Here is a 22298-nt window from a genome sequence, read left to right as displayed (position 1 = left end):
CGCGCGGAGCTCGGGCTTCCTGAACGTAAACCGCACGCTACGTCCGTCAAAATGCTTCTGTACACGAATGTATGCAATAGTGTAAGTAAGGCGACGCACGACGTCAATCTTGGTGAAATCTAATTATGGCCTTCCTTTCCGCCGCTGTTACCCGAATCAACCCGTCCGCGACGATTGCGGTTACGCAGAGAGCGAGAGAACTGGCGGCGCAGGGCCGCGACGTGATTTCGCTCGGCTCCGGCCAACCCGACTTCGACACGCCCGACAACATCAAGGATGCAGCTAGGGACGCCCTAGCGCGGGGCGAGACGAAATACACGCCGGTCGCTGGCATACCCGAGCTGAGGCGCGCCGTTGCCGACAAGTTCAAGCGCGAGAACGGACTTTGCTACGATCCCGCCGACACGATCGTTTCGAGCGGAGGCAAGCAAATTATCTCGAACGCGATGCTGGCGACGGTAGACGAGGGCGACGAGGTCATCATCCCGGCGCCGCACTGGGTTTCCTATCCCGAACTCGTTTGCCTATGCGGGGGTACGCCGGTCATTCTGTCGACGAGCCTCGAAGCCAACTTCAAGATCAGGCCGGAAGATCTGGAGAGGGCGATCACGTCGAAGACCAAGTGGTTCATCTTCAACTCGCCCTCGAATCCCAGCGGCGTTGCCTACACGGAGAACGAGCTCAAGTCCCTGACCGCTGTCCTGTTGCGGTATCCGCACGTCTGGGTACTCGTGGACGACATCTACGAGCACCTCGTCTACGACGATTTCAAGTTCAAGACGATAGCCCAGGTCGAACCACGGCTGGCGGATAGGACGTTGACGATGAACGGCGTATCGAAGGCGTATGCCATGACCGGTTGGCGGATCGGTTATGCCGCTGGGCCGAGTCAACTCATAAAGGCGATGGAAAAGGTCCAAAGTCAGTTGACTTCAGGCCCATGTTCGATCGCCCAATGGGCTGCCGTCGAAGCCTTGAACGGTCCTCAGGACTACATCAAAAGGAGCAGGGTCGCCTTCCAAGAAAGGCGGGATCTCGTGGTCTCCATGTTGAACCAGGCCAAGTTCATCAATTGTCCCAAACCGGAGGGCGCTTTCTACGTGTTTCCATCCTGCCGGGGTGCGATCGGCACGAGAACGCCATCCGGGCGCGTGATCCAGTCGGACAAGGATTTCGTGACCGAACTACTTAACGCGGAAGGGGTCGCGGTTGTACACGGCGCGGCGTTCGGGCTCAGCCCGAATTTCCGCATTTCGTACGCTGCGAGTCTTTCCGATCTGAGGAGCGCGTGCGAGCGGATTCAGCGGTTCTGCGGTTCTTTGAGATCGTCGTGATTGCAGACCGGGTGGCGATCCGTCGCATCCTAGATGGTACCGAGCGGCGTTTGCTGGAGACATCGTGGCTTCATTCGATTTCATAATAGTGGGCGGTGGATCGGCGGGCGCGGTTCTCGCCAATCGGTTATCTGCAAACGGCAGGCACAGCGTTCTGTTGTGCGAAGCTGGAATGGATACTCCGCACGGAGGGGTGCCCGCTCCGATCGCCGACAGCTATACGGGGCGCGGATACCTGGACCCGCGGTTCCTTTGGTCCGATCTACGCGTAACGACGGGCGCCGTTCCTCACAACGAGCCCGGGACCGCGCGAGGACCCCTCAAGAAATATGAACAGGCGCGAGTACTCGGCGGAGGATCGTCGATCAACGGTCAACTGGCGAACCGAGGCGCGCCGGCGGACTACGACGAATGGGAAGAACGCGGCGCCAAAGGTTGGCGATGGGAATCGGTGCTGCCGTACTTCAGGAAGCTCGAGCGCGACATGGACTTTTCGGGTCCGCTACACGGAAAGACCGGACCTATTCCGATCCGAAGGGTGTCCGTCGACGATTGGAACGGCTATTCCCGCGCGGCGCTGGAGGCGGTCAGACACGACGGCTTCGAATTTCTCGAAGACCAGAACGGTGAATTCGCGGAGGGCTGCTTTCCGCTAGCCATCTCCAATGCATACGAGCAGAGGGTTTCCACGGCCGTCGGATACCTCGATCCGGCTACCCGTCTGCGTGAAAATCTGGTCATATCCACCGATACGACGGTCGAAGAGATCATTTTCGACGGGGTAAGGTGCAAGGGGATCAAGGCAAGGACCGCCGGCCGTCTCGTCGAATTCGCCGCGAACGAAGTGATTCTAAGCTGCGGCGCCATCCATAGCCCCGCACATCTTCTTCGGGCAGGAATCGGCCCGGGCGGGGATCTGAAGGAACTGGGTATCGACGTCGTTGCCGCCGTCCCGGGAGTGGGGCGTCGTCTAATGGACCACCCGTCGATGGCGATCGGCTCCTTCATCAAACCGCACGCGCGCATCAACGACAGGACACGCCGGCAAATACTTCTCGGACTCAGGTTTTCGTCCGGTCTGCCGGATGCGCCTTTCAACGACATGATGGCGATCTTCGTCTCGCGCACGGCGTGGCACGCGGTCGGCAAACAGATTGCGACGACAAACTTCTGGGTGAACAAGACCTACTCGGAAACGGGCACCGTCAAGTTGGCCTCGAAGAATCCCCGCGACGAGCCGGTCGTCGACTTCAATCTCCTTTCGGATTACCGGGATCTCGATCGAATGATGCGGGGCTTCCGCCGTCTGGGTCGATTGCAATTCCACACCGCGATGAGGTCGGCGACGAGCGACCCCTTTCCGGCCAGTTACGGGGAAAAAGTAAGGCAGATCGCGAAGATGAGCTGGAAGAACGCGATGGTCACGGCGGTGGCGAGCGGGTTGCTCGACGGACCCGAGCGCTTGCGCCGTTATCTACTCGATAGGTTCGTCGTCGATGGTCCCACGTTCGAGGACGCCATGGCAGACGATGAAATTTTGGAGGCCTTCATCCGCAAAGCGGCAGTGGGGGTCTGGCACGCTTCGTGTTCTTGTCGCATGGGCGCACCGGAAGATCCGATGGCGGTCACGGACCCAAGCGGCGTGGTGAGAGGAGTGGTAGGCCTTCGGGTGGTCGACGCGTCCATCTTTCCCGTCGTGCCGTGCGCGAACACGAATATCCCGACAATCATGGCCGCGGAAAAGATCTCCGACGCGATCCTGGAAAGCTATCGATGACCGGCCGCGGCCCTCTCTTCGGCTTCCATCATCATCATGAGCCTCATATCCAGAACGCTCTGGAAATGGCGCCGGCCGGCTTTTTCCGCCGCGTCCGCATCGCGGGCCTCGATGGCGCGTACGATGGCCGTATGTTCTTTGATAGCGAGCGGACCACGTTCGGACAATTGAAACACAGTTCCCGGCAAAAGGGCCAGCGAGTCCATTAGCGGGAGGAGGGCCTGGGCAAGATAGCGATTGTGAGCAGCCTCATGGATGGTTTGGTGGAAATGTCGGTCCAGTCGCGAGAGATCCTCAGCCTTGCCCAGGGCCTTACTCTGCTTATCCAAAAGCTCCCGCATCACCGCAATTTCCCCAGGAGAGGCATGTTGCGCCGCCAGACGAGCCGCCGTCCCCTCGAGCGATGCTCGGAGAGCGTACATTTCCCGGACCTGCTGCTTGTCGAGCTCGATGAGCATGACGCCCCGCGAAAGTGCGCCCTCGACAAGACCGTCCGAGATCAAACGTCGGATGGCTTCTCGGATGGGGGTCCTACTGACGTTCAGCTGTTCGGCGAGATCGACCTCCCGGAGCCGGTCGCCCAACTTGAATTTTCCGGATCGAATCGAAAGTCGAAGCCACTTGTAGACGTAGTCGGCCCGCGAAAGGTTTTGGTCGTCCACCAGTTCCGGAGCAACCTTCCGTGTTGAATTTCGCTTTGCTGATGATTTGAGCACGTCCGCAATATCCCTTCGGGGTGGATTTCCGCCGTTTTGCGGTGCACGGCGGGCAGCCGAGTCGTCCCGCAAAGCAAAATGGAACATATTTGCCCGGTTTTCAAGCAGGCGCGCCGACAATGTAAACAGTCCTTAAGTTGCCAATTGTACGCAATCGTATACATACGAAGGCTTATGTATTCGGTTAGAGAAATTCATGAACGCTCTATATGGACAACTTCTCGTCGGTTTGATCAACGGGTCGTTCTATGCGCTGCTCAGCATGGGGCTCGCCATCATTTTCGGCATGCTCAACATCGTAAACTTCGCCCATGGCGCTCAGTATATGCTAGGGGCTTTCGTGTCGTGGATGTTGCTGAACTATCTCGGCATAGGCTTCTGGTGGTCCTTGCTGATCGCTCCGCTCTTCGCCGCGATGGTGGGTATCATTCTCGAACGCTCGCTCATCTCCAGAGTCTACCGAATAGATCATCTCTACGGGCTGCTGCTAACCTTCGGACTCGCTCTCATCATCCAAGGTCTGTTCCGAATTAGATACGGTAGCGCCGGGCTTCCCTATTCCATCCCGGACGAGCTGCGTGGTGGGTGGAATCTCGGATTTATGTATCTGCCGATTTATCGCGCATGGGTGATCGGCGTGTCTTTGGTCGTGTGTCTCCTCTCATGGGTAATCATCGAGAAGACTAAACTCGGATCGTATTTGAGGGCCGCGACGGAAAATCCGGTGCTGGTCGGTGCGTTCGGCGTCAACGTGCCGAGGCTGATTACCCTGACTTACGGCGCTGGAGTAGGATTGGCGGCTCTCGCCGGCACGCTCGCTGCGCCGATCTTCTCCGTCAATCCCAACATGGGCGTGGACATCATCAACATAGTGTTCGCGGTGGTGGTCATCGGCGGGATGGGTTCGATCGGAGGCGCCGTCGTGACGGGCCTCGCCCTCGGCGTCATCGAAGGTCTCACCAAGTATTTATATCCGCCCGCGTCGACCAGCGTGATCTTCGTCGTAATGGTCCTCGTGCTCATTTCGCGTCCCGAAGGGCTGTTCGGCAGGGTCGGAGCGTCGAGAGGGCAGGGGCTATTGCATAGCGAGGACTCCGGCGAGGTGACAGATCTCCTTTCACCGGCGTCGATCCTCGCTATCGCGGCAATCATGGTTGCGGCAGCCGTCGCTCTGCCATTCTTCATCTATCCGACTTTCGTCATGAAAGTCATGTGTTTCGCCATCTTCGCATCGGCCTTCAACCTGCTGTTCGGCTTCGGAGGGCTCCTCTCCTTTGGTCACGCGGCCTATTTCGGTGTCGCCGCCTACATGTGCGGCTACGCTGCCAAATACTGGGGCGTCACTCCAGAAGTCGCCATTCTGTTCGGGGTGGCGTGTTCGTCTATGCTCGGCTTCCTATTCGGCGCTCTCGCCACGCGTCGGCAGGGAATCTACTTCGCGATGATAACGCTCGCCTTGGCTCAAATGGTCTTCTTCCTCTGCGTCCAGACGAAATTGTTGGGCGGCGAAGACGGCCTTCAGGGAATTCCAAGGGGCAAGTTGTTCGGCCTCCTATCCCTCGACGACGATCGCACCCTCTATTTCTTCGTGCTCGCCGTCTTCGTCGCGAGCATCTGGTTTGTGCGCCGGGTGGTCCGATCGCCGTTCGGTCACGTCTTGAAGGCGATACGCGACAATGAAGCCCGGGCGACATCTCTGGGCTATCACGTCGACCATTACAAGATAATCGTGTTCACTCTCTCCGCCGGCCTCGCCGGGCTCGCCGGTTCCCTCAAAGCGCTCGCGGTCCAATTGGCGACTCTCACCGACGTGTCATCGGGTACCTCCGCGGACGTGGTGGTCATGACTCTCGTCGGCGGCATCGGAACGATATTTGGCCCGGCAATCGGTGCGACGGTGATTACGAGTATGGAATATTATCTTGCGCCATTCGGCGCCTGGGTCGGGGTGGTGCAGGGGGTGATCTTCATCGTGTGCGTGCTGGTTTTCCGAGAGGGCATCGCAGGGGCGGTCAGAAAGCTCCTGGGACGGAGACGTTCCGCTTCCGGCACAGCTTCTCGCTCCCCCACCGCTACGGCGCCTGGCACCGGCGTCCAATTCTCGTCGAGCCAATGATGGGTTCATCGGAACGATACCCATAGCTCCCGGACAACTGAAAATCTCGTCATTTGTCGTCGAGCAAGCGTGGCGTTCAGCGATTGAATAGTATTGTATACTAAGATATACAATGTGCTTTATGCGGTCGTAGGGTGTGCATCATGGTTACTGACGGGCAAGCGTGCCAGTTGCCGAGCGGGAAAATCCTGATCGGAGGCCGTTGGCATGACGGCGAACGGGTCTTTCCGGTAATGGACAAGTACACCGGCGAAGCATTCGCCGAGGTGCAGCAAGCCTCGCGTCAACAGGTTGCCGCAGCCGTCGAGGTCGCAACCGAGGCGGCAGAGAAGGGACCGTTGCCGCCCGTCGAGCGCGCCGTTGTGTTGCGCCGGGCTGCCGAACAGGTGCGCCTTGCGAAGGAGCGCTTTGTAGAGCTCATGATCAGGGAGGCCGGTTTTACGACCGTCGATGCCCGCGGGGAGGTCGATCGTGCCCAGGTGACCCTCAACCTCTGTGCGGAGGAGGCCACTCGCATCGTCGGTGAGGCGGTTTCCTTCGCCTCGTCTCCCGGTCAGCATGAGCGTCTGGGTTTTACGGTCCGCGTCCCTATCGGCGTTGTCTGCGCGATCACTCCGTTTAATTCTCCGCTCAACACAGTGCTGCACAAGCTCGGACCTGCCTTCGCCGCGGGCAACGCGGTGATCCTCAAGCCCTCGGCTCTTACACCCCTGACGGCGGCGCTTCTTTGCGAAATCCTCCTTGAAGCCGGGATGCCTCCGAGTTTCCTTTCTCTGATTCAAGGAGAGGGAAACGGGCCAGGGGCGTGGTTACTCGAGGAGCAGGCCATCGGCTTCTACACTTTCACCGGAAGCACCCGCGTTGGTCGCGCGATCCAGGCCGCAGCCGGACTGCGTCGCACCCAACTGGAACTCGGCTCCATAGCCAGCACGATTGTGTGCGCGGATGCCGACCTCGACAGGGCGCTTCCTAAGATTGCCAATGCGGCATTCCGCAAGGCCGGCCAAGTCTGCACGTCGATCCAGCGGCTTTACGTGGAATCGACGGTTCTGGACGAGGTCACAGAGCGCCTTGGCTCCGCAGCGAACGCCATGAAGGCGGGCAACCCACAAGATCCTACGACCGTGGTCGGCCCCATGATCTCCGAATCTTCGGCCGAGAGGGCAGAGAGTTGGGTCAACGAGGCTCGGCTCGCCCAGGCGCGCATCGTCGCCGGCGGCACGCGATCGTATGCGGTGATGAAGCCGACGGTCATAACCGGCGCGCTTCCGGGCATGAAGATCCTCGATCAGGAGATATTCGCTCCCGTCGTCTCGATTCTGCCGTTTACCGATCTCGGCAAAGCGGTATCCGAGGCCAACTCCACGCCGTATGGCCTGTCGGCGGGCATCTTCGCTGGCGACGTCTCCAGAGCTGTGTCAGCGGCGAAGAAGCTGCGGTTCGGTTCTGTGCACATTAACGAAACGTCGAGCGCGCGTGCCGACGCGATGCCGTTCGGCGGAGTAAAGGACAGCGGTTTCGGTCATGAAGGCCCGCGCTACGCAATACGGGAGCTGACCGAGGAGCGACTTGTCACACTCAATCCTTGAGACAAACGGCCCTCGGGCGGATTCCGATATCGCCTGCGGGTCGGGCAGCATCGATCCGGAGTTCCGCCGATGTCCTTAAAGTGCGAGCTTAAATCCGTTCGCAAGGCTTTCGGCGCGTTCGTTGCCGTCGACGACGTTTCGCTCCGAATAGAGGACGGTGAATTCGTCGTCATCTTGGGACCGAGCGGTTGCGGCAAGACGACCACGATGCGTTTGATCGCCGGTCTCGAAAATCCGACCGACGGCTCCATCGCAATCGACAATCGCATCGTTTCGGATCCCGGCAGAGGCGTATTCGTACGCCCCGAGCGCCGCGACATTGGGATGGTCTTTCAGTCATATGCGATCTGGCCGCATATGACTGTCTTTGAGAATGTTGCGTATCCCTTGCGCGTTCGACGCGTGCGTGGGGCTGACCTGTCGCGGCGGGTGCAGCAGGCGCTGGAGGTCGTGGGCCTCGAGAAGGAGCTGAAGAGATCCGCAACCGCCCTTTCGGGAGGTCAGATGCAACGAGTGGCGCTGGCCAGGGCGTTGGTGGCGAACCCCACGCTTCTGTTGTTCGACGAGCCTCTATCGAATCTCGATCTAAAGCTGCGCGAGCACCTCAGGATTGAACTCAAGGAACTTCAGCGACGCACGGGATTGACCAGCATCTACGTCACCCACGATCAAGCCGAGGCCGTCGAGCTCGCCGACCGGATCGTGGTCATGGATGCGGGACGCGTCGTGCAGGTCGGCAGGCCGGCCGAACTGTATGCGCGGCCCAATGCCAAGTTTGTGGCCGAATTCATATCGTCGGCGAATATTTTCGAAGCAATCGTAGTTTCCCAGCAGATGCCTCAAGGAGACACCGAACTTAAGACCGAGGGTGGCCGAGCCTTCTCCGCACACTCGGACGAAATCCTGCACGAAGGGGACAGGGTCGAGGTCATGATCCATCCCGAGGATTGTATACTCGATGAATCGGACGGCTCCCGCGATTGGCTTCATGTCGAGCTACTGCAAACTCGTTACCAAGGAACCTCGACGCGCTACACCGTACGGTGGGGTAATGCGCCGTTCGACGTCATCGTGCAGGGAACTACGTCAGAGCTGACGGAAGGTGCTGAAAAGCGCCTGCGGGTTCGTCCAGGCAGCGCTCGCGTGATTCCACAAGAAGGCCGACGGCCTTGATTCCGGCATTCATCGCTGGAAGAGGGGCCTCTTATGGACGGTTCGGCGGCCCGCTCTTCGTCGCCTTGCTGTCAGTTCTTCTGATCGTTCTGATCGTGCTTCCGGTCGGCGTGCTGCTGATAGGTTCTTTCCTCTCCGAACCCCCCAGAGCGCTTCACTTCGACTGGTCCGGTTTGACGCTGCGGAACTATACGAACGTCCTCATGGAGCCGGGCTTTTCCTCGCTCCTGGCTACGACCGTCGGCGCGGCATTTAGCGGCACCGGCGGAGCGATGATCATCGGAATAGGTCTGGCATGGCTCGCTGTCCGCACGGACGTGCCCGGACGGCGCATGATCGAGGCTGTCGCTGTGATGCCGATGTTCGTGCCCCCCCTCGTAGGAGCGTTCGCTTGGGACATACTCGGCTCCCCGCAAAGCGGCATCTTTAACATCCTTCTCCGTTCAGCGGGGTTACCAGGGGTCGTCAATATCTACTCGTTCACAGGCGTAGCCTTTGTCTTCTCGATTTACTACGCGCCATACGTTTTCCTGTTCGTGGCATCGGCGCTGCGCAACATGGACGCCTCGCTCGAGGAGGCATCGGCGATGAGTGGTGCCGGCAGGCTGCGCACCATATTCGGCGTCACGATTCCGCTGATTTTGCCCGCTCTGCTTTCGTCCGGGCTCCTTGTGTTCGTGCTGCTCATCGAGCTGTTCTCGATCCCGGCCGTTCTCGGAGAGCCTGGAGGCGTCCATTTCGTCGCCGTGAAGATCTGGGAGCTCATCGGCTTCGCTCCTCCAAGGGTCAATCAGGCTTCGGCATTGGGAGCTCTTCTTCTCGTGGTAACCGTCACGCTGGTCTTGATCCAGAGCCGCGTCCTCGCCCAACGAAGTTTCGTGACCGTGGCCGGAAAAGGGCTCAGACCGAAGCCCGTCGGGCTGGGCGGCGCCCGATGGCCACTCGCCGTGGTCGGCTTCTCGTATCTGTTTGCGGCAGTCGTTCTTCCTTACGCCGCTCTGCTCTTCATCGCACTGCGTAAAAGTCTCTTCTATTCCACCGTCTCCGCGATGTTCGATCCCCGGCAATTCTCGGTCGAACAGTTCGTCGCTGCTTCCGAAAACTCCGTAATCAAGGCATCCTTCGTCAATTCACTGCTCGTATCCGGAGCGACCGTCGTCATCGGAAGCGTACTCTATTTCGCCATCGCCTACACTGTGCACCGAACCCGAATCCCCGGCAGAAAGATTCTGGACGTGATCACGGTCCTACCAATCGCGATACCGGGAATCATCATCGGTCTCGGCTATCTTTGGTCATGGATCAGCCTCCCGATAGGCCTCTACGGCACCCTTTGGATAATCATATTCGCTTACGTTTCGCAATTCGCGCCCCAAGGTGTGCGGGCCATCGCCAGCTCTTTGATGCAGATACATCCGGAACTCGAAGAGAGTTCCCGCATGTGCGGCGCTGGGTTCGTCTATACGCTTCGTCGCGTGGTCGCCCCGCTGGCGTGGCCGGGCATTCTCGCGTCTATGACGTTGCTGCTCGTTCTTTCCTTTAGAGAGTTGGCGACGGCGCTGTTCCTCTACACATCCGGAACCCAAGTCTTTTCGCTCACCATGTTCGATTTCTGGCAACGCAGTTCCACCAGCACGGTTGCCGTGATGGCGATCGTCCAGACAATCGTACTTCTGGCGATCGTCGTGATCGGCCAGCGCTTGCGTCGTGATCGAGGCGCTTCTGCGCTTCCGCCGGGATAGTCTTCCTTTAACCCTCAGCACAAGCGATCTGCCGGATTCCGGTCTGGTGATTTGCGCGCGGCGCCGCGGATCGCTCGCTCCATATTTCTCATCAGCGATAAGTATTGTATGCAAATGTATTCATTGATATACTGGACCCCTTCTCGACTAAGACGGTAGGACGATATGCAGCTCGGAGGGATGCTTTACGGCTCGAAGCTTCTGAAGATGATCGATTTCCCGCATCCTGAGGTCTTGGGTCCGGAGGCGACGAACGCCGAGATCAAGGATCTCATCGACCGGCACCGGAAGATCGTCATCAAGCCGGTCTTCTACGGAGCGCTCGGAAAGAAGGGGAAGGCGGGTCTCGTCGCCAGCGCGGATCATCTCGCGCAGGCGTTGCGCGAGAAGGAGCGATTGTTTTTCGCCGAACATGGGTCGGACGAACGCAAGGTCAAGGCGAGCGGCGTGACCTACGAGGCTTTCGTCCCCTCGGAACATGAAGTTTACGTGTCGATTTCGGATTCGACCCGCTTTCGTGCGCCGACGCTGACCATCACCCATCACGGCGGTGTCGATGTCGAGGACGTTGACGCGGATCGAGTCGCTCAAGTTCCTTTCGATCCGCTGACCGGATTGAAGGCATTCGTCATCTCGAACGCCTTATCGGATCTCAAGGCACCCAGGCAGATCGTTTCCCCGCTCGCGCAGTATCTGCCGAGGCTATGGGACCTGGTGCATGGCTTCGGAATCTCCTCGTTAGAGATCAATCCCATCCGTCTGGGAGAGGAATCGGCGGGCCGGCTGCTGCCAATGGCTTGCGACTTCAAATGCGCGTTCGATCGCGACGACACACGAACGGGGCGCCTCGACCTGCCTGCCGACCTTCTCTCATACGATCTCTCCGAATTCGAAGCCGAGATCAACAAGCTTCGGACCCACCAGGGGCAAAGCGACGTGTACGTTGTTAATCCCGGGGGTACCGTGTTGGCGCCGACTTTCGGCGGAGGAGCGAATTCGCTGGTGTCCGAAATATTGGGAGACGATGCGATCATATCGTCTGACTTCGGTGGGAATCCGCCCTACACGAAGATGCGCGATGTGGCGCGGAGCTGTTTTTCACATTGGTTGATGGGAGCGAACGTGCTTCTGATCATCGGAGGAAAATCGAACAATACCGACATTTTCACGACGTTCAAGGCGATGGCAGACGCACTCCGCGCGCATTTCGGTGAATGTGGCCCGACGCCGCTGTATGTCGTGGTCGGACGGGGAGGCCCCAATTTGGTTCAGGGAATGGCGGCACTTCGTGACACCGTCGATGAATTGAGGCTTCCCTACCGTTTCTTCGGTCCAGATTCCGCGATCGGCGAGGTAGTCAACTATGCGAGAGAAGCCGATCAATGGATGAAGAATGGCGGACGTGAATTGGTCGCACGGAGCTTGGGTGTAGAACCAGTAGGGATAGATGCATGATCGCCAAAGGGCTCGCAGCCTTCAAGTACTTCGTGGGGATCGATGATCTCGGCAGAGTAGCGACTCGCAATGACACTATATGCGTCCTGAATATTCTCGGCGCCGAGTCCCGTGGAGTGACGCCTCTAAGCCACTCGTTTTCGGGCGGCAACGTGATGTTCGGGACCTCGCTTGGCCGAGGCGGTCAGACGCTGGAGACGAGCGCCGGCCCCATACCGGTCTTCAACAACGTCAGGGAAGGACTGGACGCAGGCTACGCCTTCAATACTGGAGTCGTCTATCTGCCCCCGGCGGGCGTACGGGACGGCGTCGCCGAACTCGTCAGGGTGAACCCGCAACTGCGGAAGGTCGTCATCATCACCGAGAAGGTTTCGTTGCATGATGCAAGGGAGATAAGGGCTATCGCGCAGGCGAACGGAATCGACGTCTTCGGCGCCAACTGCCTGGGCATTGCCGATTCCTGGAATAGGGTTCGAATTGGCGGCGCGTTGGGCGGCGATAGCCCCGACGATACCCTGCTGAAGGGATCGATCGCGATCTATTCGAATTCGGGCAGCTTCACGTCCACGATCGCGAACTATCTGGCCACCGCAGGCTGGGGAACGACTACGCTGATCTCAAGCGGAAAGGACGTCTACATCCATTTCGCGGCTGCGGAGTTCGTCTATGCGGCCGACAGAGACGATCGGACCAAAGCCGCCGTCATGTACATCGAGCCGGGCGGCTACTACGAGCAAGATCTGGGATTCGGGAAGCCGTTGGTAGTCTGCATCGGAGGCCGATGGAAGAGCAAGATTACGCGCGCCGTGGGCCATGCAGGAGCGATCGCCGGCCTCGGCGACGGCGCGGAATCCAAGGAGGAGTGGTTCAAGATGATGCTCGGCGTGGAGCGTCTGTTCACGCCGCATGATCCTTGTTTTTCCGAACGCGGCGCGATCGTGGTCGATATCGCGGACCTGCCGGCCGCGCTGTCAAGCGTGATGTCGTTGCAAGGCATCCGACCTGATTTTTCCCCGCGAGGGAACCTTTCGCTAAAGCCTTGGTTCGGAAACTCGAGGGGGCTGCCGCTCCCGGCGTCGCTCGATCTGCCTCTCGTGCGTCCGGACGCCCCCTACGATCAACAGATCGCGCAGGTCGAAAGACAACTCGGAGCGACGTTCGCGAGGCAAAACATGAAGGATTGTTCGGGGGCGTCGCTTCTGGAGGCGCGGACCCAAACCGGAAGGCTGCACGGGGTAGGGGTGTTTGATGCCGCCGCAGCGCCTTTCGAGGCGAATCTCTGTCTGGCAGTGCTGCGGGAGACGATCGATACGAACGCCGGCAAGCTAGTGAATACCGCACTGGCGTATTATGCCAACCTGCACCACGATCCGATCCTGACCGCGGTCGATACGGCCCGGAGCGCGGGTAATAGCCCTAACACGGTCCTTTCCACCGCAGCCCTGCTGCTCGGACGAGGAAGGATCGACCGCATCCGCAAAGGCGTGGACCACTTCATCGACCTTTTCGGCATAACGATTCTTGACGCTGCCGAGGCCGATTTCGATTTTACTTCCGTCAGAGTGGACGAGTTGTTCAGAGACACGGCGGTCGAGCCGGCAACCGAAGGACTTCTGCGTGCTCTCGATGCAAGAGGCGCGCAATCGGCTTTCATTCGATACCTGAAGTCCCTCGAACATCCTGTCTCGGTGGACGCGGTAATGGCCGCCATCGCCGCCACGGTGATCTGGGGACCGTTGCGCCGAAGGCGGATCAGTCGCGTTACCGCCGCGAATTTCCCGTGGTATCTAGCGCTCTATGGAGTGTTGATCGGAGCTTCCGCAAATACGGCTGATCACGGCAAGGACAGCTTTTGCGGCATTCCCAATGCGGAGCTGCTCTCCTCCTGGTCCGCGACCGATCTGGCCGCGCTTACGCTTTTGGGGAGACGACCGAACGAGGAGGATATCGAAGTCATCCGCGTCCTGTTCGGTCTGCTGCTGACCAACGGTCCCGGAACGATATCAGCACAGGGCGCGAAGGGTGCCGTCTCGGCCGATGGCCCCGAAACCCCCGAGAGGGTTCAGATCAACAAGGCCTTCGCCGGTTTCCTCACGCATACCGGGTTTTCTCACGGCGGCAACGGTTACGAAGGTATAGGTTTCCTGCTCGAACTGTTCGAAGGCGTTCCACTTGAGGATCCGGGGGCGGAGCACGGACTCGATCTCGTCGCGATGGCCCGTCGATTTGCTTCCGTTTACGGTGCAGAGAAGATCAACCGTCGCGAAGGCGGCGGCAGCGCGCGCGCCATTCCAGGAGTGAATCATCCGGTTTTCCGCGGCGCGGCCGTCAACGTCGACCCCAGGGAAGTGTACCTGAGGGAGACCTTCGAAAGGCGGGGGCACCGAAACGTCTTTCATGAATTCTATTGCGTGCTGGTCCGTACGCTCTTCGAGTCTGGCATTACTCGGGAGACTTTCTGCGTCAACGTCGACGGCGTGATCGCGGCGTGGCTGCTCAAGCTACTCTGGCCGGCATTGAAAAGCGGAAAGGCCAGGACCGAAGATCTGGAAGCGGCTGCTTTCCATCTCTTCCTGTTCGCGCGCATGGCAGGCTGCGCCGCCGAAATCGACGATCACATTAACCGGGGCCGGAACATGGATACACGCACGCCGGTATCCAATTGCCGGTTTCTAAGCTGACCCTGCCTCTTGCCGGCCGGCAGACCGGTGTCAGGCCCTCAGTCTCGAAAGGCCCCTAAATCAGATTTTCATTGCCTGTTTTGCGGGTCGGAGGCGCGGGACGGGTAAAGCGTCTGTCGAAGCGCTTCCCGCTTCAGATCGATCTTTTGCGGCAGTCACGACCGGCACTCGTCCAGACCCGGGGGAAAGGATCGTGACAGCTGTGCCGACACACCATAGCCGGACCACCGACGCGATTCGTACCCGGTCCTGGGAGCCATGTCACGGGCCGACCAGTCCAAGCGGCTGGCGGGGTACCCTTCGTCGACCCCGCCCATTGGGGCGCTGCTCAGGCGGCACGGATGGTCGCCATGAAACGGTCCAGTTCGCCACGCAGCCGGTCGCTTTCGACCGCGAGCGCCTGGGCGGAATGCAGCACTTCGCTCGAGGCGACGCCCGTTCGGTTGGCTCCGCGATCGACTTCGACGATGCTATTGGCCACCTCCTGAGTGCCGCGGGTAACGCTTTGGACGCTGGACGCAATTTCCTGGGTGGCCGAGCTCTGCTGATCGACCGCGTCGGCGACGACTCCGGCAATCTGCGAGATTTGGCCGATCGTATGACCGATCTCCTTGATAGCCGCGACGGACTCCTGGGTCGCGGACTGCATGCCGGCTATGTACGAAGATATTTCTCCGGTAGCCTTGGCCGTTTGGTTTGCCAACGACTTGACCTCCGCGGCCACTACCGAGAAACCTCGGCCGGCTTCGCCCGCCCGCGCTGCCTCGATGGTCGCGTTCAAGGCCAGAAGATTCGTTTGCTCTGCGATCGCATTGATCAGCTTGACTACATCGCCGATGCGTTCAGCAGCAACAGCAAGCTTCGTGATCCGCTCGTCCGTGAGTTCGGCTTGCGACACTGCGGCCGTCGCCATTCGGTTCGATTCCTGGACGTGAAGTCGGATCTCGTTGACAGAAGCGGAAAGCTGCTCCGTCGCCGATGCTACCGATTGTACGTTCGACGATGCCTCCTCGGATGCCCCCGCCACCCGGCCGGAGAGACCCTGGGTCTCGGCCGCCGTCCGCGTGAGGACGCCGGCAGCGCTTTCGAGCTGGCCTGCTGCCGAGGAAACGTGCGAGACGATACCGCCTACGGTCTTTTCGAAATCGTCCGCGAAGCGGTATAGTTCGGCACGCCTGGTTTCGCTGGCTTCCCGGCTTTGTGCCTCCCGTTCTCCGGCTTCGAGCCGGGCCTGCGCCGCCGCAGCTAACTTAAATTTCTCCACCGCTTCGCTCATCTGACCGAGTTCGTCTTTGCGGCCAAGCCCGGGAAGCACTACTTCGAAATTACCGGCGGCGAGTTCGTGCATGGCGACGCACATTCGGACCATCGGTCGGGATATGCCGCTCCCCATGACCCACGCAAGGAGCGCTCCGAGGAGGATGCCGCCGAAGCCGAGCGCGGTCATGTATTTTTGAGTCTCGCGAACGACGGTGTTCGACCGCTCTGCGCTTTCTTTTTGGCGATCCTGCAGCTCCTGCTTCAGTGTCTTAGCATCATCCGTGATCGCCGCGGCAGCCTCGGCCATTCTGGAGCCAAGCGCATCAATCTTGCCCGAATTTTCGACGAACTCCAGGAAAGCTGCCTGATATTTTGCCAATTGATCGCCGACTTCCTTGATCTTCGCGTCGACCCTGTCGTCGCTCGGCGACAGCGCATTCAAGGTGTTTCTCAGCAACTGAATGCGCGCGCTCGAGCTCTTGGCGACGCCTTGGTCGGGACGCACGATGAAATTGCTGACGTTGGCGGTGATCGCCGACGCCTGCATGGCCATCTCTTTCGCCTTCGCACGGGAGTCGGCACCGGCCGTGTCCGCAAGGTCGTCGAGCCGGTAGCCCAAAAGCTTCCCAAGACGCAGCAATTTATCCGATGCGATAATTGCATTCTCGCTCTTCAAAGTCCTCATTTCCGCGAACTGAGCGGCGAATGCCTCAAACTTCCCAGAGAGGGGTGAGATACGCAGTCGGTCTTCGTCGACGGAAAGGCCAACCCCGCGCCGGATCGCATTTCCCAGGTCGATCTCGGCGGCCTTGGCCGCAGTTTCGTCGGCGGTCAGCCCGCTCAGCGCGAAGTTGCGTACGCGTGCCTGGTAGGCGGTCAACTCACGGTCGATATCTCGCGCGACGTCGGTTTCGGAAACGATATCGCGATATGACCGCATTTCGTCGGAAACACGTTCGAATCCAAGGTAGGCGACGGACATGCTGAGCGCGGTTATCCCGAGCACGGCCAAAAATCCCAGCATGATTTTGGCACGAAATCCCAGGTTCGAAAGGATGCCGATCGCCCTGGAATCGGTCCGATCGCCCGCATTGATCCAGCCCATAGTGACTATCCCACGTTGCTTACCATCCGCTGCGGTCGAAATCCGCTGCTTGGCGCTTTGATAGAGGATAATCGATAAATTCGGGTAAATCGCCGCAGAATGCATACAAAGGTCGACAAACGTATATATATCCATACTATGGGAGGACGGACGCCGCAAAAGACGGGGGGCCGACAGCGAATCTGTGGTGTCCGCCCGCGGAAGGGAACTCCGATATGTGACACGTCGGTGGATGGGGTTTGGGTGCTTATGAAAAAGTTGTTGCGCTCGCCTTTGATTTTCGCGTTTGGCCTGTTCCTGTTGCTTCAGGCGTCCGCCTTTGCGGAGGATCCCTCGGGCATCGTCGAGGGAGAAGCGATAGCATCGCCGCCGCTCGTGAAGGCCGCGTGCGCGGAGGGTGAAGTCGTCTACTACACCGCTCAAGCGGATACAGATGAGCGGGAAATACTCAAAGCATTCGAAAAGCAGTTTCCATGCGTCCATGTCTCGGTCATAAGCGCCGTCACGGGGCGTTTGTTTGAGAGGATCAAAACGGAAACCGAATCCGGCCACCCGCAGGCCGACGTCATGCTGGGGACGGACGAGGCATTGGCTCAGAAACTGGTCGAGGCGGGCCATGTCCGGACTTGGACGCCACCATCGGCCTCTTTGTATCCCGCAAACGCCAAAGTCGAGGGTGAATGGTACGCGGCATCCGGTTCTTTGATCCTGCCCGTCTACAACACCGACTTCGTAAAGCCGGACGGGGCTCCGAAGAGCTGGAAAGACCTGCTTCGACCCGAATTCAAGGGTAAACTGTCCGCATCGCCGATTTCAATCGGCGGGACCGCCTGGATGCAATTCGCGTTCTTGATCGACAAGTTCGGCGATGATTTCATCCGTAAGTTTGCCGAACAGCAGCCGCGTCTCTTCACCTCGTACAACACCGTCGCGCTAAGCGTGGCGCGCGGTGAGACCTTCGTGGGGGTGACATCGGCGCTGAATGAATATCCTCTTCGTACGGCCCAACACGCACCAATCAATGCGGTGTATGCCGAGGAAGGTACTCCATTAGCGAACTATCCTATGCTGCTCCTGAAAGATGGTCCCCATCCGAATGCGGGCGAACTGATGGCCAACTGGTACCTGTCGAAACAAGGACAAAGCAATCTCGTCCGCGTTAGAGGTGCATATTCGGTGAGGGACGATGTTGCTCCCGCACCAGGAAATCCAAAATTGTCCGACGTGAAGCCCTGGAATCCTGGTCACGCCGAAATCGTCCGCCAATACGGCGCCGTCATCGAGAAGATAACGGAAATGATGAATTAGCGTCCCGAGGAGCTACTGGATCGTCGAGACTATCCGATCTGCCACTGGGGCATCGTTAATAGGATGAAGAAGAATACCTTCGGAATTTTCGCGGACGTCGGCGGAGCTTTTTTCTTCCCCGATACGGATAACGACGCGGCCGCGCAAGCAAAGGTGAAGCGCAAAACCGAGAAGCGGTTGAATCAGAGCCGGATCGCCGATGAAGTCAGACGAGTCGAACTGCATAGCTTACCGGAGGATTCCGCAAAGAAGTGAGACGCATCCGACCGAGACCCAGACTGAGTCCAGTTCATTGACGCGAGCGCCTGAACGGGACCGGACAGGGTTATTCGAACAGGGCCTTGGTAGCCTACTCCTTTGAGTCTGCCGCGTTGCGGGCCATGAACGTTGCTGGCGTACCGTCGCTGGGATCAACGAAGATGATGTCGGTCGGTTCGCGCCTCGGTGTGTCCACGGATAGGAATACGACCGGATGCTCGAAGAGTTCCGGTATAGCGTGGACGGTACCGCGTTCGAAGAACAGGAGCTGACCGGGTTTGAACTCAGCTTCGGTAGAGGCATCTTTTGCCCAGAACGTACCTCTGCCGGAAAAGACATAGAGGAACTCGTCGCAGGTCGCGTGATAATGTGGTGGCGTCGGTCGATACACCCGAAACACCCTCGCGCTGGCCTGCTCCCGATTGGTCAGGTACTCGTCGACGAGTAACGTTGAGGCTGTTTCCGGAAAGGCGTCGGCGATCGCTTTTATATCGAACCTTGCCACCGTAGCGCGCTCGATAGTGGACATATGCTTCCAATCTTTGATCCCGTGGTCCAGCTTGAGGACATAAAATAACAGATTCGTGGCGAAAAAATCGCCGAGTGCAGTCGATCTAGCCGGCCGCCGGAAATCTTATGCTCAAGGGGCCGGCGACGCCAATGGTTTGGCCTTATCGACGACATAGACGCCTATTGCCTTGAGCGGTTTATCACCGCGGACCCTGGCGTCGTGGACTAGGCCGGCCCGGATCGAGTAGGAATCGCCGGGTTTCAAGTGCTGGTCTGGCATGCCTTCAATTATCAGGTCGAGCTCACCCTCAAGAATGTAACCGGTCTCGATGCCGGGATGCGTGTGCCGTCCTGATGAGCCGCCAGGTTGAACCTCCACAATGCCCATGACGGTGCTGTAGCCGTCTGGAAATTCGATCTTCTGTAGAGGCGTGCGTTTAATGCCATCCTGCTGAGCGGCGGCGTTGCCGCTGATCGCCGCGGCTGCGATCGATACTATCAGAAGCGCGGTTCTCAGCATCGTTCACTTCCTCTTTCCTTGGCCCGGAGCCTGGTTGACCGAAAGTTCGTTTTTTGCAGGCGACGTCGGTAATATTGCATACAAATGAACGCAACAGTATAAAATTGTGTTCTCGCGCAGCTGGTGCTCGAACACTCGCATGTATGCTTATGATAAGATTTAGCTAACGATGACGGAACGATTGCACGGATGGCAGGCTTCCCGAACCTCTGGCATGCACGTTTATTCCTCATGGTCGCGGAGGGCACGAGCGTGCATGCGACCGCGCATCGCGCAGGCCTGACGCAGCCTGCCGTGACACTTGGCCTAGCCGCGCTCGAACAGTTCTACAACGTCGCGCTGTTCGAGCGCCGGCGGACCGGCCTCGTCGCCACGAAATACGGCACGGTGCTCAGCGAACGCGTCGCGCGCTGCCTCACGTTCCTCGCTGGCGCAGTCCGCAAGGTACCGGGCGAAGCCGATGCGAGCTCACTCCGGATCGAGAAGCTGCTGCGCACGCTCACCATCAGCCAGTTGCGCGCCCTCGTCGCGATGGGTGAGTACGAGGGGTTCGGCGGCGCGGCGGAGAGCCTCGGGGTGCGTGTTCCATCGCTACACCGCGCGATCGGCGAGCTCGAGGGCGCGTTGGGTGTGGATCTGGTATATCGTGAGAAGCGCGCCGCGCGGCTGAACAAGCTCGGCCACGAGATCGCCCTGCTGTTCAATCTCGGGCTCGAAGAGCTGCGCTCGGCCGCCGCCGAGATCAAGGAATCCGACGGCCTTTTGGAAGGTAATGTTACAGTAGGCACCGTGCGCGCCGCCGCCGCGGGCGTTTTGCCGGCAGCGATCCGACGCCTGTCCACCCAGCTTCCAGCGGCGCGTTTCATCATCACGCATGACCAATACGAGCAAATGCTGCTGGAGCTGCGCTCCGGGCGGCTCGACTGCATGGTCAGCACCGCCCGACCGAACGTGCCCGCCGACTTCGTCACCGAGGAGCTCTGCCAAAGCGAGGTGCGGATCATCTGCCGCCAAGACCATCCCTTGGCCGGACGTCGCGAGATCAGCGCGCGCGACCTCGCCGGTTACCGCTGGATCGGCAGTCCGCCGCGCACTGGCATCGCCATCCGTCTCCGCGCCATGTTCGAACAGGAGGGGGTCGCACCGCCGGTGGAGACGGCAGAAAGCGAATTGTTCGAGCTCACGCATAGCCTGGTGCTGAGCGGCGAGTTCTTGGCACTTGTCGTGCGCAGCGATTTCGACGACGATCACCTGCTGCATGGCCTCGCCATTCTGAACAAGCCCGTGCCGAACGCCGGGCACCCGATATGGCTGATAACCCGGCGCAATTGGAAGCCGACGCGACTGCACGAGCGATTTGTCAATGCGCTTCGCGAGGTAACCCGGGGGCTGGCGCAACGCGATGGCGTCAGCGGATCGCGCATCTGAACGTCCTTGAATGTCGTGCCGCGATGTCCGACAGGCTCAGACATTAACGCCGCTTTCGCGCTCTTCCGTTGTAGAATCGGCAGCGCGATCTTCGGCGGCCGGATTGGCCGACAGGGTGATAATGATATTGTCCGCGGCGTCTCGAACGACGACGCCGTCGCTGGGAACGGCGAGGGTAGACGAGCCAGGACGGGCACGTCGCTCCAGCGCCGCGCCACGTCATCATAGACCCTGCGCGGCATACTCGTTCGCTCAGGAACGATCAAATTACCAATCTCGCGTTTTGAGGCTGCAGTATATGAGCGTTGTCGAGATAGACGCGGCTCCATCAATTGAACCGGCCGTTATCTCAAATGGCTACCATCAGTGAATGTCGGTATCGGTGCTTGCGAGTCTGGATTTGAGCCTGTGGCGCACAGCGGGCGAGCGATGCATACGAGGTCCGTTGGAACATCACCCAATGGACCAGGGCGACTGCTACCGTTCTTCTTTAGAACGCCGCAACGAAATCGCAACGAATTGGGTGAAACGACCGTGAACAAAACGTGACGGAAGCACCTGCCATGGCAAGAAAAATCAATAACTTAGAAGATATTCACTGCGTTCGGGACGCAGGGGTCGCAGGTTCGAATCCTGCCACTCCGACCATTCATTTCTCAGGCGTTTTCTGAGTGTTGCCGGTTCCCGAGTCAACCGGCATTGCCCGCTTCATCGTCATACCAGCTTCCACGGAGGCGGTCGTGCGGGAATCGCGGCGCGGGTTCCTCGTCGCGTGAGACCCAGGTCGTATCCAAGGTCCTCTCCGCGGTCATTGCGAGCGCAAGCGAAGCAATCCGTTGTGCCGCATACGCGGAGCATGATGACGGAGCGGACGTGAGTCCACATTCCCGCGATATCATTTGTCCGAGCTTTGCATTTCGTTTGCCCTCTCACTTGGTAGAGGGCGCAGGGAAAGCCGGGTGCCGATCGCACCCATGGGCCCGGTGCAACAAAAAGCACCTGGGTAGGACCACAGGTGTAACCGGGAACTCCGGCTTTCCCTGCGCGATGGTTTTACGGTTTCCTTCGTGCTCTCCCCGGCGAGCGCTTTGTTGCCACCGTTGTCTCTGGGAAGCGTCAGCTTCTCAAAAACTTTCCGCCTGCAGCGTCAGGACCACACGACTTCGCCGTCCGCCTCATGCGCACTCGTCTGTTGCGCAATCCGCGTCCACCGCATCCCACCGCGCGTTCGTGACGTGCGCTCGCCCCTCAATCGGGTGGGACGGGCATATCTATATCACTGAGTTTACATTCTGAAAATCAGAATATTTTTCGCGCGAGGGCATG

15 protein-coding genes and 1 pseudogene are annotated in these 22298 nt (G+C 59.3%); 12 read left to right on the top strand and 4 right to left on the bottom strand.

Going from position 1 to position 22298, the window contains the following annotated elements; all coding sequences use genetic code 11:
• The first annotated feature begins 125 nt into the window (after positions 1–125).
• Together UP09_RS05360 and UP09_RS05355 are read left to right on the top strand one after the other, a co-directional pair.
• Positions 126–1334, top strand: a complete 1209-nt coding sequence (locus UP09_RS05360; protein WP_044537010.1) for a pyridoxal phosphate-dependent aminotransferase — start codon at positions 126–128, stop codon at positions 1332–1334.
• A gap of 64 nt (positions 1335–1398) precedes the next feature.
• Complete coding sequence (locus UP09_RS05355; protein WP_044537009.1) at positions 1399–3111, top strand: GMC family oxidoreductase; 1713 nt, start codon at positions 1399–1401, stop codon at positions 3109–3111.
• Here UP09_RS05355 and UP09_RS05350 read toward each other — a convergent pair.
• Positions 3102–3947: a GntR family transcriptional regulator gene (locus UP09_RS05350; protein ID WP_156164463.1), complete on the bottom strand. Its 846-nt coding sequence runs from the start codon at positions 3945–3947 to the stop codon at positions 3102–3104. The two genes, UP09_RS05355 and UP09_RS05350, sit on opposite strands and share 10 nt — an antisense overlap.
• 76 nt (positions 3948–4023) lie before the next feature.
• On the opposite strand from UP09_RS05350, the pseudogene UP09_RS38815 reads away from it, so the two are divergent.
• The 7 genes and pseudogenes from UP09_RS38815 to UP09_RS05320 all read left to right on the top strand — a co-directional run.
• A pseudogene (locus UP09_RS38815) lies at positions 4024–4878 on the top strand (branched-chain amino acid ABC transporter permease); the annotation flags it as partial.
• 99 nt (positions 4879–4977) lie between these two features.
• Positions 4978–5943 carry a branched-chain amino acid ABC transporter permease gene (locus tag UP09_RS38810; protein WP_197082617.1) on the top strand — a complete coding sequence of 322 codons (966 nt, stop codon included), beginning with the start codon at positions 4978–4980 and terminating at the stop codon, positions 5941–5943.
• Positions 5944–6086: 143 nt separating this feature from the next.
• Complete coding sequence (locus UP09_RS05340; RefSeq protein WP_044537007.1) at positions 6087–7532, top strand: aldehyde dehydrogenase family protein; 1446 nt, start codon at positions 6087–6089, stop codon at positions 7530–7532.
• Between the two features lie 69 nt (positions 7533–7601).
• On the top strand, positions 7602–8705 hold the full coding sequence (locus UP09_RS05335; protein ID WP_044537006.1) for an ABC transporter ATP-binding protein: 1104 nt from the start codon (positions 7602–7604) through the stop codon (positions 8703–8705).
• A complete protein-coding gene (locus UP09_RS05330; protein WP_052832964.1) occupies positions 8702–10447 on the top strand; it encodes an ABC transporter permease in 1746 nt (581 codons plus the stop codon). The genes UP09_RS05335 and UP09_RS05330 overlap by 4 nt, the downstream gene beginning before the upstream one ends.
• A 180-nt stretch (positions 10448–10627) precedes the next feature.
• On the top strand, positions 10628–11902 hold the full coding sequence (locus UP09_RS05325; RefSeq protein ID WP_245301757.1) for an ATP citrate lyase citrate-binding domain-containing protein: 1275 nt from the start codon (positions 10628–10630) through the stop codon (positions 11900–11902).
• Positions 11899–14583, top strand: a complete 2685-nt coding sequence (locus UP09_RS05320) for a CoA-binding protein (RefSeq protein ID WP_044537004.1) — start codon at positions 11899–11901, stop codon at positions 14581–14583. Before UP09_RS05325 ends, UP09_RS05320 begins: the two co-directional genes overlap by 4 nt.
• Positions 14584–14911: 328 nt before the next feature.
• Here UP09_RS05320 and UP09_RS05315 read toward each other — a convergent pair whose 3' ends face one another.
• A complete protein-coding gene (locus UP09_RS05315; RefSeq protein ID WP_044537109.1) occupies positions 14912–16948 on the bottom strand; it encodes a methyl-accepting chemotaxis protein in 2037 nt (678 codons plus the stop codon).
• A gap of 249 nt (positions 16949–17197) precedes the next feature.
• On the opposite strand from UP09_RS05315, the gene UP09_RS05310 reads away from it, so the two are divergent.
• Complete coding sequence (locus UP09_RS05310; protein ID WP_197082607.1) at positions 17198–18256, top strand: ABC transporter substrate-binding protein; 1059 nt, start codon at positions 17198–17200, stop codon at positions 18254–18256.
• 63 nt (positions 18257–18319) lie between these two features.
• Positions 18320–18511 carry a hypothetical protein gene (locus tag UP09_RS05305; protein WP_044537002.1) on the top strand — a complete coding sequence of 64 codons (192 nt, stop codon included), beginning with the start codon at positions 18320–18322 and terminating at the stop codon, positions 18509–18511.
• 94 nt (positions 18512–18605) lie between these two features.
• Here the strand turns inward: UP09_RS05305 and UP09_RS05300 are convergent, their stop codons facing one another.
• Together UP09_RS05300 and UP09_RS05295 are read right to left on the bottom strand one after the other, a co-directional pair.
• On the bottom strand, positions 18606–19043 hold the full coding sequence (locus tag UP09_RS05300) for a cupin domain-containing protein (protein WP_044537001.1): 438 nt from the start codon (positions 19041–19043) through the stop codon (positions 18606–18608).
• Positions 19044–19154: 111 nt separating this feature from the next.
• A complete protein-coding gene (locus UP09_RS05295; RefSeq protein WP_044537000.1) occupies positions 19155–19544 on the bottom strand; it encodes a cupin domain-containing protein in 390 nt (129 codons plus the stop codon).
• Positions 19545–19733: 189 nt separating this feature from the next.
• Here UP09_RS05295 and UP09_RS05290 point away from each other — a divergent pair, with 189 nt between their 5' ends.
• Positions 19734–20972: a LysR substrate-binding domain-containing protein gene (locus UP09_RS05290; protein WP_044536999.1), complete on the top strand. Its 1239-nt coding sequence runs from the start codon at positions 19734–19736 to the stop codon at positions 20970–20972.
• The last annotated feature ends 1326 nt before the right edge of the window (positions 20973–22298 follow it).

This window comes from Bradyrhizobium sp. LTSP885, assembly GCF_000938305.1.
GTDB lineage: Bacteria > Pseudomonadota > Alphaproteobacteria > Rhizobiales > Xanthobacteraceae > Bradyrhizobium.
Note: the sequence above shows the minus strand (reverse complement) of the source record. Positions and strands in the feature narration are given on the sequence as shown.

Excerpts from the sequence above, each read along its gene's own strand:
- UP09_RS05360 (WP_044537010.1), top strand. The coding sequence starts at position 126 with ATGGCCTTCCTTTCCGCCGCTGTTACCCGAATCAACCCGTCCGCGACG.
- UP09_RS38810 (WP_197082617.1), top strand. The coding sequence starts at position 4,978 with ATGGTTGCGGCAGCCGTCGCTCTGCCATTCTTCATCTATCCGACTTTC.
- UP09_RS05340 (WP_044537007.1), top strand. The coding sequence starts at position 6,087 with ATGGTTACTGACGGGCAAGCGTGCCAGTTGCCGAGCGGGAAAATCCTG.
- UP09_RS05335 (WP_044537006.1), top strand. The coding sequence starts at position 7,602 with ATGTCCTTAAAGTGCGAGCTTAAATCCGTTCGCAAGGCTTTCGGCGCG.
- UP09_RS05325 (WP_245301757.1), top strand. The coding sequence starts at position 10,628 with ATGCTTTACGGCTCGAAGCTTCTGAAGATGATCGATTTCCCGCATCCT.
- UP09_RS05320 (WP_044537004.1), top strand. The coding sequence starts at position 11,899 with ATGATCGCCAAAGGGCTCGCAGCCTTCAAGTACTTCGTGGGGATCGAT.
- UP09_RS05315 (WP_044537109.1), bottom strand. The coding sequence starts at position 16,948 with ATGGGCTGGATCAATGCGGGCGATCGGACCGATTCCAGGGCGATCGGC.
- UP09_RS05310 (WP_197082607.1), top strand. The coding sequence starts at position 17,198 with ATGAAAAAGTTGTTGCGCTCGCCTTTGATTTTCGCGTTTGGCCTGTTC.
- UP09_RS05305 (WP_044537002.1), top strand. The coding sequence starts at position 18,320 with ATGAAGAAGAATACCTTCGGAATTTTCGCGGACGTCGGCGGAGCTTTT.
- UP09_RS05300 (WP_044537001.1), bottom strand. The coding sequence starts at position 19,043 with ATGTCCACTATCGAGCGCGCTACGGTGGCAAGGTTCGATATAAAAGCG.
- UP09_RS05295 (WP_044537000.1), bottom strand. The coding sequence starts at position 19,544 with ATGCTGAGAACCGCGCTTCTGATAGTATCGATCGCAGCCGCGGCGATC.
- UP09_RS05290 (WP_044536999.1), top strand. The coding sequence starts at position 19,734 with ATGGCAGGCTTCCCGAACCTCTGGCATGCACGTTTATTCCTCATGGTC.